Below are 13,724 nucleotides of genomic sequence, written 5' to 3' on the forward strand. Positions count from 1 at the left end.
TGGATATTATTAAATTATGAAGCATTACACGATAAATAAATTGAAAATGTATTTACGTTATAATTATCTTATGTTGAATAATGTCAGACGATGTTGAATTACAAAAATTTTTTCAAAAAAATTAAATAAAAAAAATTTTAAAAAAGAGATGATTATTTTACCTACACATTACCTACAACTTATTGAAAGTATTGGACTACAGAGTTGTGAGAGTGCTGTAAAAAGTCTGTAATTTAGAAAATAAAAAAAATAACATTTGAATAAATCCTCTTATGGTATATAATTAAATATATCAAGGAGGATTTTTGTTATGGGAAGAACAAAAAAAGAGGTACATAAAATAGTGCCTACAGAAGGAAAAAGAGAAGTAGTAAAAGCACTACTTAATAATTATGATATTTCAAGTGTTAAAGATATAGAAGATGCACTTAAAGATTTATTAGGAAACACTTTAAAAGAAATGATGGAATCTGAAATGGATGAACATATTGGTTACGAAAAAAATAAACAAGATGATAATAGAGATAATTATCGTAATGGTTATAGATCAAAAAAAGTAAGAAGCTCATATGGAGAATTTGATGTAGAAGTTCCACAAGATAGAAACTCAACTTTTGAACCAGTAATAGTTCCAAAAAGGAAAAAAGACATATCTAGAGTTGAGGATTTAATAATAAAACTTTATGCAAGAGGAAATTCAACAAGAGATATATCTGAAACAATAGAGGAAATGTACGGATTTGATGTAGATGATACTTTTGTATCGAGAGTAACAGATAAAATTCTTCCTATAGCCGAAGAATGGAAAATAAGACCATTAAATAGTGTTTATCCAGTAATATTTATAGATGCTACAGTATTTAGTGTAAGACACGAAGGAAAAGTAAGTAAAAAAGCAGCCTATGTAATAATGGGGATAGATAAAGAAGGGTATAAAGATGTACTTTCAATAGAAATAGGAGATAGCGAAAGTTCTAAATTTTGGTTTGGAGTTTTAAATACATTAAAGGCTCGTGGAGTTAAAGATATACTTGTACTTTGTTCAGATAGGCTTACAGGTATTAAAGAAGCGATAGAGGCTGTATATCCTAATACAGACTGGCAAGGCTGCATAGTACATATGATAAGAAACACAGTAAAGTATGTAAGTTATAAAGATCTTAAAGAATTTACAAAAGATTTAAAAACAATATATAATTCAAATACAGAAGAAGAAGGATTAAAAAATTTAGATATTGTAAAGGATAAATGGGATAGTAAATATAAAGGATGTATGGATGGCTGGTATAATAATTGGGATAATATAGCACCAATGTTTTCATATAGCGAAGGATTTAGAAAGATTGTATATACAACAAATGCAATAGAATCACTAAATTCTCAATATAAGAGATTAAATAAATCAAGAACAGTATTTCCAAGTAAAGAATCATTATTTAAAGCACTATATTTATCAACAGAACAAATAACTAAAAAATGGAGAAGTCCAATATCAAATTGGGGTAAATACTATTTAGAAATGATAGCAATATTTGGAAGAGAAAGATTAGAATCTTAAAATTTTTAACTGTATAAAAAATAGAGATAAGCTAATAAACTTACCTCATATTTTCTGTACACAAATTTAGTACAATCAAAATAAAATATATCATAAGAGCATTAAAAAGCAAATTGTAATTTTTCAAAAATTTTAATGGAAAATTACAGACTTTTTACAGCACTCTCGAGTTGTCTTTCCAGTCAAAGAGAAAGTATTTTTACTATCAGTAAAATTAGATTTCTTCAATATCTGTTCTATCTTTTTCTATATTTTTTTAATTCTCTTTTAGTCTACATCAATTTCTTCTTTAAAAACTGATAAATTTTCTATTGTTTGTTCTTTTAAAATTTTTTCATTAAAATCTTTTACAAGGGATTCTAATTTTTCTCTTACTATATTAAATCTAAAATCATTTGTACATTGAATTTTAAGGTTACTGCATATTAGATTAAAAATATTACTTTCTATATTGTCATCGATGACAAGAATCTGATTTTGATTTATATATTTTTTAAATAAGTTTTCAATATTATTTTTTAGATTATAGTTATATTGATTTAGTGTATTCAAATAGTTAAAATTTTTTAAATTTTGTTTATAGTTATTAATTAAAATGTTCTCTTTTAGTTTATTAAATGAAAATGGAATTGGTATATTATTTTTTAATTCATAAATTGATTTAATATTATAATTAATATTAGAATTTTTAAAGTATTTATCCGAACTTTCTATTATAAAAGTTTCTAAAAAATATCCAGTTGATAAATTATTAGCAATACCTAATTCTAAAAAATTGTTATTTTCAATTTGTACTACTAAATAAATTGATTTTAAGCCTGTTTTTTTAGTTTTACTTACAATAAAACTATTTTCTAAATTATTAAAAAAATCATCAATTTTATTAATTCTAGATTTGACACTTTTAAGATTATTTGCGTTATTAGTTTTTATGTTATTAAATATTTGACTATCTTTTAGATTTTTTTTCATGATATTTGTTCCAACAATACTAGCTGGGGATTTACCTGGTAATGCATAATGCAGTCCCATTAAGTGACAAAAAGTACCAAAATCTAGTGTGAAATCTATTTTAAAATTATTTGTAGTCTCAATTCTATATTCTCTATTAAAATATTCGTTATATTTTAATAATAAATTTTTAATTTTATAGTCGCTCATACTTCCTACTTTCAAAATAAAAAGACTAGATCATCTAGTCTAAAACTTTTTGTTTCATCTCCACTTCAGTATAAAAGTTTCAAAAATCCCACATACACTTATAACTTCAACATATATTATAAGCTGTCGCTCCTATTTCCAACCCCGAAGTTTACTGGGTACACAGGTATGTACTGTGTAAGCCTTATTTGCTTATCAATTTAATATATAATACCATACTTTTTTAATTTTGTAAATATTTTATATTTCTATTTCCATTTCTTTTTCTAACTTTTTATTAATTATTTCAAATTTACTATCTATATATTTTTCAATATTATCTTTCCATGTTATAGGTTTCATTTCCTCTTGTACTCTTACATCGCTTGTATAACCTGTAAATTCTTTGTTTTTAAGAGTGTCAGTAACTTTTAAATTAACTGGTTTAACACCTATTGTAGCAGTATCTACATTTCCTATAATGCTTACTGTATATCTATTATCATTTAAAATTTCATTACTAGGGACTATTGTTTCATAAACTTGATTTGGTACAACAGTTGAATTTATAACAGCTGTTCTTATTTGTTTATAAGTTAAATTAGGCTTATCTACTACCATAGCTGTACCTTGTATTTTACGAGTAGAACCATTTACTCTAGCTGTAATTTCATATTTACTTTCTCCTGTTCTAGATGTGCTAGGTTGTTTTGTAATTCTTATATTATTTTCATTATTTAATTTAATAATATCATTTACTGTTAAAGTATCATTTTTATATACTATTGCATAAGAATTTAATTTATTTATTACATCAACTAAAGAAGTGTCACCAGGATTTATATTTTCCCAATGCGAATTATCACGAGTACAAGTTCCAGTGTAACTATAACTTTCATCATCGCAGTCTTCATATTCTTCTGTTCTATATCTTGTTCTAGTATCACATTCTTCATGCGAACCAGTTCTAACTCTAGTTGTTGAACATTCTCTTCTTGTTCCACCACCTGTACATTCTTCATGCGAACCAGTTCTAACTCTAGTTGTTGAACATTCTTCTCTTGTTCCACCACCTGTACATTCTTCATGAGAACCAGTTCTAACTCTAGTTGTTGTACAACTTTCTTTATCTTCATAGTCATCTACACTGTGACATTCTCTTGGTATATCAACATCATGGCATACACTCACTGTTTCATCGTCCCATTTTTGACATACATCTCTTCCTGGTCCTGTAGATGCCATACCAGAAGAACTTCCCCATACCCTACAAACTTGATGTGTCTCATCTGAACATTCTTCTCTTGTTCCACCACCTGTACATTCTTCATGCGAACCAGTTCTAACTCTAGTTGTTGTACAGCTTTCTCTATCTTCATAATCATCTACCGTACGACAATCTTTTGGTATATTAACATCATGGCAAGTTTCTTTATCTTCATAGTCATCTACACTATGACAATTATATTCTTCTGTTCCATCTTCAACTTCTCTTGTTCTAGTTTCACAAACTTCTCTTGTATCCCATTTGGTACAAGAATATTCTTCACTGCTTGTTTTCCAAACCTTGAAATTTTGTAAATTAGTTTCTGTATTTGTATTAGAAAATACTAATATACTATTTATACAAAAAAACATTAAACTTATTAGGCTTAATGTTTTATGGAATAATTTCTTTCTCATTTTAAACATCTCCTTTACTTATAAAAGTAAAGAGAAATTAACTTATTGTTTACCAAGTGAATTTTTATTAAATCCAATTATTTTAGGTTTTGTATTTTCATTTTTTAATAATTCGCTTTTTGAAAATTTAGCATTTCTGATCTTTTCGTAATACTCAATAGCTTCTTTACTCATTTTGGTAGACATAATATATTCTTTTGGAGGAAATAAATTTTCGTTATCATAGTTATTATTATTTATTAAATAAATTAATTGCTCCATATAATTATCATCAAAATTTTCATCAATTAGGTAATTAAAATTTATTGTCCCACTTAAAATATCATTGAAACCAGATATGTTATTATCAATATATATAGGAAAATCTATATTAGGATATTTTTCATTAATATAACTTATCAATTTAGCTGGATTACTATTAAAATCTTCTATATACATTTTTTTAGATACACTTAATCTATACTCTACATTATTGCTTAAAAGTTCTTTTACTTTTAAAATGTTTTTTAAATTTTTTTCTTGTAATCTTGCATATTCTTTAGGACTTTTATTATTTAATATGCCATAAGTATTATCATAAGGGAAACCAACTACTATTATGTTTTTTTTAAAAGTTTCACTAACTTTATTACCGTATAAGTCGCTATAATCATCTAGATTATATTTAAAATAAGGTTCATGTTTTATTTTATTTTTCCATTTATTTTTTTCAGATTTAGTAGGTTTTTTTTCAACATTGACTTCTTTACTAACTTCTAATGATTTTTGAATATAATTTCTTACTAATTTATCTTCTTCATCTTTTTGTTTTTGTTTTGTTTCTTTATATTTTGAATAAAGATTTAATACTCCAACTTTATTCATATCCCCATAAATATACAGTATAGATGAAGCCCCTAATAAAAAACCTAATATTAAATAAAATAATCTTTTTAACATACTAATCTACTCCCTTTTCCATAAAGTTTATGATCTTTATTCCTTTTTCTGATACTTGATACTTACCTCTTAAATCTTTATATACTATAACATAATTTTGTTCTCTTAATACCTGTAGCATTTTAAATACTTTAGTTTGATTAAATCCTACTATTTTACCAATTTCTGTTTGGGATAAAGGGCAGTATTTAACTTCTCCTACTTGTATTTCGTTGTCTTTCAGTGTTTTTAATAGCTTATAATAATCGTTTAAAAATAAATTAATTCCCATAATATCACTCCTTTTATTTTTATCTACTTACATTATTATTATAGCCTTAAAACAAAGTTAAGTCAATATGTTTTTATATGCTAAATATTTTTATTTTACGAATTAATAATTCTTGCATTAAAATGTATATGCTTAAAACCATTTATTTTTAATATGTATAACCTATTTTTTTAATTTCTCTTTACTTGTCATTGTCCTTTTTAATAATATTGTTTTTCACAATATTATTTCTTGTTATATAATAACAACACTATAATTAATTTTTTCAGTATATGCTGTATTTTTATTTAATACACTCTTTTTTTAAAACGGAAATTCATCTTCAGTTTGTTCAATATAGTCGTTATCATTAGTTGTATAATTTTCTTTTAAATTAGATGTATCTACTTCATTTTTCTTACTATCAGCAAAATCAACCTTATTAATTAAAACATTAGTATAGAATTTTTTTATATTATCTACTTCATATGTACCACTAATCAATTCACCTTTTAAAGCAATTTTTCTACCTTTATCAAAATATCTAGTTATAAATTCAGCTAATTTACCCCAAGCTTCACAATTTATAAAAGTAGCTTCATTGATTACTTCTCCATTTTCTTTTTTTATAGGTTTATTTATACCAATACCAAATTTAACATAAGCTTTTCCAGATCTTGTGTATTTCATTTCTAAATTTTTGGTTATAAAACCAATTAAAAAAACTTCATTCATTTATATTCTCCATTTCTGGTTATAATGTCGCAACTTGCGACATTATAGCCTTATATTTTCTGTTCTAAATTTTCTATTTCTTTATTAATTTCTTGTTTAAATTCTTTAGCTAAATCTTCTTTCCCTAAATCAGAAGCTAAGTCTTTTTTAATTTCTAATATACCTAATTTAGTTAAATTATCATATTCATCAATCAAGTTTTTATTTTCTATATTAGAGTTTTCTAAATAATTTCTAATAACTTTATCTATTCCTGCTTCTAATAATCTCCATTCAGTTCGTGGATAATCAATTTCTTTTTCCTTTGTTAAATATATTTCATACAAAACAAAATTATATGAAAATTTGTATAAAGAAAACACATACTCTAAGCCTTGTAAAACAAGGTTTAGGGTATTTTTTATTTCAAGTTTTGTATAAAGAATAGTTAAATTTTGGAAATAAAAGTTTTTAGTGATATAATATTTATATAAGTAATGATTTTATGATTATCTGGATAATAATAGCAATAACTTTTATATATTTTTTTGGAAGTATTTTACTTTCATTATTAAGATGTTTATTTATAGTTTTTATGTTAGCATTTGATTTTATAACAAAAAAGTATTTATATAATGATTAAAATCTAGAAAATTAAAAATTTAAGATTTCTACTTATTAATATTAATAAAAGTATAATGGAGAAAATATGGAAAAAAATTTAGAACTACAAACTGAAAATATAAAAAACTTAATATATGAAATTAGAGGGAAACAAGTAATGTTAGATAGTGATTTAGCTAAACTATACCAAGTAGAAACCAAAAGATTAATGAGTCTGTTAAAAGAAATATAAGTAGATTCCCAGAAAAATTTATGTTTCAATTAACAGATAAAGAGGTTGAAATCTTGAGGTCGCAAATTGCGACCTCAAGTTTAGAAGATACATGGGGAGGTAGAAGATATAATCCAAATGTATTTACAGAGCAAGGAATAGCAATGCTTTCAGCTGTTTTAAAAAGTGATATAGCAATTAGTGTTAGTATTTCAATAATGGATACATTTGTTGAAATGAGAAAATTTGTAAATTCTAATATATTAATGTTTGAAAAAATTAATTTATTAGAAAAAGAAACTAAAGAAACTAGAAAGTTATTAGAATCTACATCTAAAAAGTTAAATGAGGAGATAAATTTAACTAATGAATTAACATTAGAAAATAAAGAAAGAATAGAAGAAATATTTAAAATATTCAAACCAGAAGAATCTAAAAATAAATATATTTTCTATAAAGGACAAATATATGATGCATTTAAGCTGTTAGTTGAATTAATAAAAGATGCTAAAGATAAAATAGTATTAGTTGATAATTATATAGATATAGAAACTCTTAATATACTATGTAAGAAAAATATTAATGTAGAAGTTATTATATTTGGATCAAATAAATTAAAATTAAGTAAAATAGATATAAATAAATTTAATAAACAGTATCCAAAATTAGAGTTAAGATTAACAGATGATTTCTATGATAGATTTTTAGTTATAGACGATGAAATTGTATACCATATAGGAGCATCAGTTAAAGATGCAGGAAGAAAAACATTTGCAATATCTAAATGGGAAGATAAGGACATAATAGATACATTAATAAATAAATTAAAATAAACATAGGTTCAGCTAACACTGAAAATATGATAAAAGACGAAAAACAAATGAAGTTATGAAATAAGAATAAGCCTTATAAACCAAAAGTTTATAGGGCTTTTGATTTATGTATAGTTTATATTAAGTTGTTTTGGACATTTATAATTTCCACTTACATTACATACATTTTTAAAAAATTTTATTTACCAAAATAAAAAATATAGTTATAATTAATTTAAGGTGATTAAATTGGAAGATAAAATAAAAAAATTACAAGAAATGTATGACAAAAGTAATAATATAGTATTTTTGGGAGGGGCTGGTGTTTCAACAGAAAGTGGAATACCAGATTTTAGAGGTGTAGATGGCTTATATAATAAAAAGTATGACTATCCACCAGAAACTATATTATCTAATAGTTTTTTTAAAAAATTTACTAAAGAATTTTTTAAATTCTATCGGGAAAAATTAATAATACATGGAGTTTTACCAAATGATGCGCATAAAACTCTAGCTAAAATGGAAGAAAAAGGTAAATTAAAATATATAGTAACTCAAAATATAGATGGACTACATCAATTAGCAGGCAGTAAAAATGTATTAGAGCTTCATGGTAGTATTCAAAGAAATTATTGCTTGTTATGTGGTGAATTTTATAATTTATCATATATTGATAATTCAAAAGAAATTCCAAAATGTAATAAATGTGATGGTATTGTAAAACCTGATGTAACATTATATGAAGAAGCACTTAATGAAGATGTAGTTTACAAAGCAATAAAAGCAATAAGTAAAGCAGATATGTTAATAGTAGCAGGGACATCTTTATTAGTATATCCAGCAGCATCGTTTATTAGATATTTTAAAGGGCCGTACTTAGTTATTATAAATACAAGTAAAACTTCTAGTGATATTTATGCTAATCTTATAATTAGAGATAAAGTAGCTAAGGTATTGAGTAAATTAAATGTGTAATGCATAAAATTAAAAAGAAATGGAGAAAATTATGATAGAATATAAAACGAAGGTTTATGAAAAAATAGCACGAGATTCTACTAATTATAAACATATGACTTCAAATAAGAAAAGGTATGAAGAGGACCTAATGCAGTTTTCTATAAAAAAAAGAGGTGGATATACGTATATTGTATCAAAAATTGTTGGCATATATGATGTTGAATCTAAAGTAATATTAGATGAAAAATATAATCTTTATGAGGTACAATGCGAATGTCCATATAATAGAAAAACTGCACCTTGTGCTCACGTTATATTTAACTATTTTTATGCTATGAATAAAAAACTTCAAATAGGATATGAATTCCCTAGCAAAGAAGAACTAGGTGATATGGACATATATGAGTATTATAGAGTTAAAAGTTATGCTACGTTAGCAGATTTTAAAATAAAAAACTTAATTTATGATGTAACCAAATCCGAGCTTCATAGTAGTGAAGAAAAGGCTAAACTTATTCCAATCATTGATGAATCTAGCATAAGTTTTAAAATTGGGATGGATAAGCTATATTCTATTAAAAACATAACTAAAAATCTATTAACACCAGTGTTGAATGGTGAAATGATAACATTTGGTAAGAATTTAACCTTAAATATGTCAGAAGGGAATTTTGATGAATTTTCACAAAAACTTATATCTCTATTATTTAAATACCCTTCTTGTATAAAAGGGCAATATTTTATAATAAATAAGGACACCTTTGACGATATATTAGACCTATTTTTAGAAACAGAATATGATGTATTTGAGAAAAAAGAAAATAATTTAGTACTTAATACAGAAAAAAAAGGTAAAAACCTTAGTAGAATATATATATCTTCTGATTTTAAAGCAAGACCATACGTGTCTAAAAGAAATGCTTATGCCTTCAAAGGAAATAAAATACTATATACTAATATAACGGAATTTGAGAGTAGACTAATAAGAGAAATTCAGGATTTCTATATTGAAAATGAGAAGTTACCACAGTTTATAGAATATTTAGGTGAAAATTTAGAAAATATACAAATAAAAGATGTGGAAAAGTATGTTAGTGATTCTAAAGTTAGTATATATTGTGATATAGACGATAATGATAATATACTTATAAAGATAACAAAAGATTCAGACGAGATAGTAAAGATATCTAAAATAGAGAGTATATTTAAAATATTAGATATTACAGCTCTATATGATTTTGAATTTGATAAAGAGTATATAATTGATAAAAATAAGGAAAAAGAAATTTTCCTTGAAAAAGCTTTAGTTGAAATTTCAAAAGTTGCAGATGTATATTTAAGTGAATTTATGAGAAATTTCAAAAGAACCAGAAAGATTAATTTAAGTGTTGGAGTTAAGCCAAGCTCTGGGTTACTTGAATTGAAATTTAGTTCAGATGAGATATCGGATGATGAAATATTAAATATATTAAATGAGTATAGATTAGGTAAAAAATACTATAAGTTAAAAAATGGAGAAAGATTTTTAATAGATGTAAATCAATTCCAAAAGATTGACGAAGTATTAAAAGATTTTGGGTATGAAAAGGCTGATAAATCAAAAAGTTCTAAAATAAAAGTACCTTTATTTAGAATGTATCAACTAGATAGTCTAGATTCGGATGCTATGGCTTATGAAAAAAATCGTGAAATAGACAAACTATTTATAACAGAAGCAGAAAAAATGGCGGAAAGATTTAATGATATACTAAGAGATTACCAAAAAGATGGAGTAAATTGGTTACTAGAATTAAGAGCTAAAAAACTTGCTGGAATATTAGCAGATGATATGGGATTAGGTAAAACTCTACAAATTATTGCTTATCTTGAAAGTATTAAAAGAAGAAGACCTTGCATTATAGTTACACCAGCTTCACTTTTATTAAACTGGGTAAATGAATTTAAAAAATTCAATTCAGAACTTGAAATTTTACCAATATATGGTCAAGTTTCTGAAAGGGAAGAAGCGATATCTAAAATAAAGAATCAAGTAGTTATAACAACCTATGATTATTTAAAAAAAGACATTAAAAAATATGAAAAAAAATCGTTTGATACAATAATATTAGATGAGGCTCAATATATTAAGAATCATAAGACTTTAAGTTCAAATAGTGTTAAGCAAATAGAGGTTGACTATAAAATTGCACTAACGGGAACACCTATTGAAAATTCTTTATCTGAGATTTGGTCAATCTTTGATTTTCTAATGCCAGGATATCTATTTAACTATTCATATTTTTCTAGAAACTATGAAAAACCAATAGTTTTAGAAGCTGATGAAAAAGTTTCGAATAGACTTTTAAAAATGGTAAAACCATTTATACTAAGAAGACTTAAGAAAAATGTATTACTAGAACTACCCGAGAAAATAGAAGAAAATTTCTATGTAGATATGGAAAAAGAACAAACAAAACTGTATAAGGCGAATGCAATAGATGCTGTTAAGAAAATTTCTACTTTATCTAGTAAAGATAAAATGCAAGTTTTAGCCTATATAACAAGACTAAGACAAATTTGTATTGATCCAAAACTTGTTTATGATAATATTTTTGAAGTATCTCCTAAAATAAAAACAACTATAGAAATTATTAAAAAGAGCATTGAAAACAATAGAAAAGTTGTAGTCTTTTCAAGTTTTACAAAGGTACTAGACTTAGTTATCGAAGAATGTGAAAAAGAAAAAATTTCATATCATTTATTAACAGGTGAAACAACAAAAGTAAATAGAGCAAAATTAGTAGAAAGCTTTGATACGGATGATGTACCACTGTTTTTAATATCACTAAAAGCAGGTGGAACAGGTTTAAATCTAACTAGGGCAAGTGTTGTTGTGCATTTAGATCCTTGGTGGAATATATCATCTCAAAATCAGGCTACAGATAGAACCCATAGAATAGGTCAAAAAGAAGTTGTACAAGTATTTAATATTATTACTAAAAACAGTATAGAAGAAAAAATACAAAAACTGCAAGAAAAGAAAAAGGAGTTAAGTGATACCTTTGTTGAAAACTCAGATGGAAGTTTTGCAAGTATGAGTAAAGAAGATTTAATAGAATTATTTAAAGTATAGAAAAAAAGCTTAGACCGAGAGTTTAAGCTTTTTAAGTTTTAACCTTTTACAGCACCTGATGTTATTCCTTTAATTATTTGCTTTTGTGCAAAGAAATAGAATATTATAACAGGTATTATTGCAAGTGTAAGTCCAGCTAATGCTAGATGCCATTGTTTTGTATATTCTCCAAAGAAGAAGAACATTTTTAAAGGTATAGTTTCATACCCTTTTTTATTTATTACTAATGAAGGTAGTAAGTAGTCGTTCCATATCCAAATAGTATTTAGTATAGCTACAGTAACTGTCATAGGTTTTAACATTGGAAATATTATATACCAGAATACTTGAAATCTATTACAACCATCTATTATAGCGGCTTCATCTAAATCCTTAGGTATTGAATTTATTGCTCCTTGGTATAAAAAGATTGCAAGACTTGAACCAAATCCAAGATACATAAACATTATTCCAGGTCTACTTAACATATGTAATTTTCCAAAAAAAGCAACTAATGGAATCATAACTGCTTGAAATGGTATTAACATAGCAGATATAAAAAGAAATAAAACAAAGGTACTAAGCTTATTTCTTACTCTTGATATTGCATATGCTGCCATACTTGAAAAAATAATTATAATAACAACACTGAAAAATGTTATAAACAAAGAATTTGTAAAAGTCTTAATAAAATTTAATTTGTCAGATGCAATAATATAGTTTTCTAAATTTAATCCTTTAGGAAAACTAAGAGAAGAAGAGAAAATCTCTTTTTTAGTTTTAAAAGAATTAGCTATCATTAGATAAAACGGGCTAAGCCATGTTATACCTAATATAACAGTTAAAACATAAAGATAATTTTTTTTATTAAACACTAATAATCAACCTCTTTTCTTCTGTTATACCATACTTGAGTTAATGATATTACTGTAATTATTATAAAAAATACTATAGCTTTGCTTTGAGCATAAGCCATCTTATTTTCAGCAAAAGCTGTATTATATATATTCATAGCTACCATTTGTGTAGAGTTATATGGACCACCATTTGTTAATGATAAGTTTTGATCATATAGCTTAAATGAATTAGATAATGTTAAAAACATACTAACAGTAAAAGCAGGTGCTACTAATGGGAAAGTTACATTTCTAAATTTTTGCCAAGAATTAGCTCCATCTATTTCAGCTGCTTCTAGTAAGTCTTTAGGAACAGTTTCAAGGTAAGCTATATATATTATCATTATATATCCCGCCATTTGCCATGAGGTTAGAATTATAAGTCCCCAAAACCCTGTTTTAGTTGTAGATAACCAAGCTTTTAAAAATTCAAACCCTATTTTTTCACCCACACCATAAAAAACTTCTATGAATATGAATTGCCAAATAAATCCTAATATTAATCCACCGATTAAGTTCGGCATAAAAAATATTGTTCTAAGTAAGTTAGTGCCTTTAAATTCTTGAGTAACTAATAAGGCTAAACTTAGTCCTAAAAAGTTTATTATTATAACAGATAATACTGCAAATTTAGTTGTAAACCACAAAGAGTTTAAAAATTCTTTATCCGAAAAAACCTTAATGTAGTTTCCGAGCCCTATAAAAGAAGGAGTAGTTATACCATTCCAACTTGTAAAAGAGTAATAAACTCCATAGATAAGAGGGATAACTACTACCATCGTTAAACTAACTACACAAGGTAATATGAATAGATAAAAGAAAAGATTTTTGCTTTTAATTTTTTTCATA

The 13,724-nt window shown here is 25.1% G+C and carries 11 protein-coding genes and 1 pseudogene; 4 read left to right on the forward strand and 8 right to left on the reverse strand.

From position 1 onward, the window contains the following. Positions 1-310 precede the first annotated feature (310 nt). Positions 311-1,558, forward strand: coding sequence for an IS256 family transposase (locus OMES3154_RS01245; protein WP_156682976.1), 1,248 nt, complete (start codon positions 311-313; stop codon positions 1,556-1,558). Between the two features lie 267 nt (positions 1,559-1,825). Here the strand turns inward: OMES3154_RS01245 and OMES3154_RS01250 are convergent, their stop codons facing one another. The 6 genes from OMES3154_RS01250 to OMES3154_RS01275 form a co-directional block, all read right to left on the reverse strand. Further along, complete coding sequence (locus tag OMES3154_RS01250; protein ID WP_197271452.1) at positions 1,826-2,719, reverse strand: hypothetical protein; 894 nt, start codon at positions 2,717-2,719, stop codon at positions 1,826-1,828. A gap of 240 nt (positions 2,720-2,959) precedes the next feature. Next, on the reverse strand, positions 2,960-4,381 hold the full coding sequence (locus OMES3154_RS01255; RefSeq protein ID WP_156683017.1) for a hypothetical protein: 1,422 nt from the start codon (positions 4,379-4,381) through the stop codon (positions 2,960-2,962). A 42-nt stretch (positions 4,382-4,423) separates the two neighbouring features. Then, complete coding sequence (locus OMES3154_RS01260) at positions 4,424-5,320, reverse strand: hypothetical protein (RefSeq protein ID WP_156683018.1); 897 nt, start codon at positions 5,318-5,320, stop codon at positions 4,424-4,426. Position 5,321: 1 nt separating this feature from the next. After that, the gene (locus OMES3154_RS01265) at positions 5,322-5,591 is read right to left on the reverse strand and encodes a helix-turn-helix domain-containing protein (protein WP_156683019.1); all 270 of its coding nucleotides are present in this window, start codon (positions 5,589-5,591) and stop codon (positions 5,322-5,324) included. A 303-nt stretch (positions 5,592-5,894) separates the two neighbouring features. Next, positions 5,895-6,305, reverse strand: a complete 411-nt coding sequence (locus tag OMES3154_RS01270; protein ID WP_156683020.1) for a single-stranded DNA-binding protein — start codon at positions 6,303-6,305, stop codon at positions 5,895-5,897. 50 nt (positions 6,306-6,355) lie between these two features. Then, a complete protein-coding gene (locus OMES3154_RS01275) occupies positions 6,356-6,631 on the reverse strand; it encodes a TroA family protein (protein WP_156683021.1) in 276 nt (91 codons plus the stop codon). A gap of 434 nt (positions 6,632-7,065) precedes the next feature. On the opposite strand from OMES3154_RS01275, the pseudogene OMES3154_RS01280 reads away from it, so the two are divergent. From OMES3154_RS01280 to OMES3154_RS01290, 3 genes and pseudogenes are all read left to right on the forward strand, one after another. After that, a pseudogene (locus OMES3154_RS01280) lies at positions 7,066-7,952 on the forward strand (ORF6N domain-containing protein). A gap of 228 nt (positions 7,953-8,180) precedes the next feature. Beyond that, positions 8,181-8,906: an NAD-dependent protein deacylase gene (locus tag OMES3154_RS01285; protein ID WP_156683022.1), complete on the forward strand. Its 726-nt coding sequence runs from the start codon at positions 8,181-8,183 to the stop codon at positions 8,904-8,906. A gap of 31 nt (positions 8,907-8,937) precedes the next feature. Further along, the gene (locus OMES3154_RS01290; protein ID WP_197271454.1) at positions 8,938-12,000 is read left to right on the forward strand and encodes a DEAD/DEAH box helicase; all 3,063 of its coding nucleotides are present in this window, start codon (positions 8,938-8,940) and stop codon (positions 11,998-12,000) included. 38 nt (positions 12,001-12,038) lie between these two features. On the opposite strand, the gene OMES3154_RS01295 is transcribed toward OMES3154_RS01290, so the two are convergent. Both OMES3154_RS01295 and OMES3154_RS01300 read right to left on the reverse strand, forming a co-directional pair. Next, on the reverse strand, positions 12,039-12,854 hold the full coding sequence (locus OMES3154_RS01295; protein ID WP_197271455.1) for a carbohydrate ABC transporter permease: 816 nt from the start codon (positions 12,852-12,854) through the stop codon (positions 12,039-12,041). Beyond that, entirely contained in the window at positions 12,854-13,723 is an 870-nt protein-coding gene (locus tag OMES3154_RS01300; RefSeq protein ID WP_156683024.1) for a carbohydrate ABC transporter permease, read from the reverse strand. The genes OMES3154_RS01295 and OMES3154_RS01300 overlap by 1 nt, the downstream gene beginning before the upstream one ends. Position 13,724: the final 1 nt, after the last annotated feature.

Origin of the sequence: Oceanivirga miroungae (genome assembly GCF_902505095.1) — a bacterium.
Lineage (GTDB): Bacteria > Fusobacteriota > Fusobacteriia > Fusobacteriales > Leptotrichiaceae > Oceanivirga > Oceanivirga miroungae.

Coding starts and splice junctions, on each gene's coding strand:
- OMES3154_RS01290 (WP_197271454.1), top strand. CDS start 8,938: ATGATAGAATATAAAACGAAGGTTTATGAAAAAATAGCACGAGATTCT.
- OMES3154_RS01255 (WP_156683017.1), bottom strand. CDS start 4,381: ATGAGAAAGAAATTATTCCATAAAACATTAAGCCTAATAAGTTTAATG.
- OMES3154_RS01245 (WP_156682976.1), top strand. CDS start 311: ATGGGAAGAACAAAAAAAGAGGTACATAAAATAGTGCCTACAGAAGGA.
- OMES3154_RS01270 (WP_156683020.1), bottom strand. CDS start 6,305: ATGAATGAAGTTTTTTTAATTGGTTTTATAACCAAAAATTTAGAAATG.
- OMES3154_RS01265 (WP_156683019.1), bottom strand. CDS start 5,591: ATGGGAATTAATTTATTTTTAAACGATTATTATAAGCTATTAAAAACA.
- OMES3154_RS01260 (WP_156683018.1), bottom strand. CDS start 5,320: ATGTTAAAAAGATTATTTTATTTAATATTAGGTTTTTTATTAGGGGCT.
- OMES3154_RS01300 (WP_156683024.1), bottom strand. CDS start 13,723: ATGAAAAAAATTAAAAGCAAAAATCTTTTCTTTTATCTATTCATATTA.
- OMES3154_RS01250 (WP_197271452.1), bottom strand. CDS start 2,719: ATGAGCGACTATAAAATTAAAAATTTATTATTAAAATATAACGAATAT.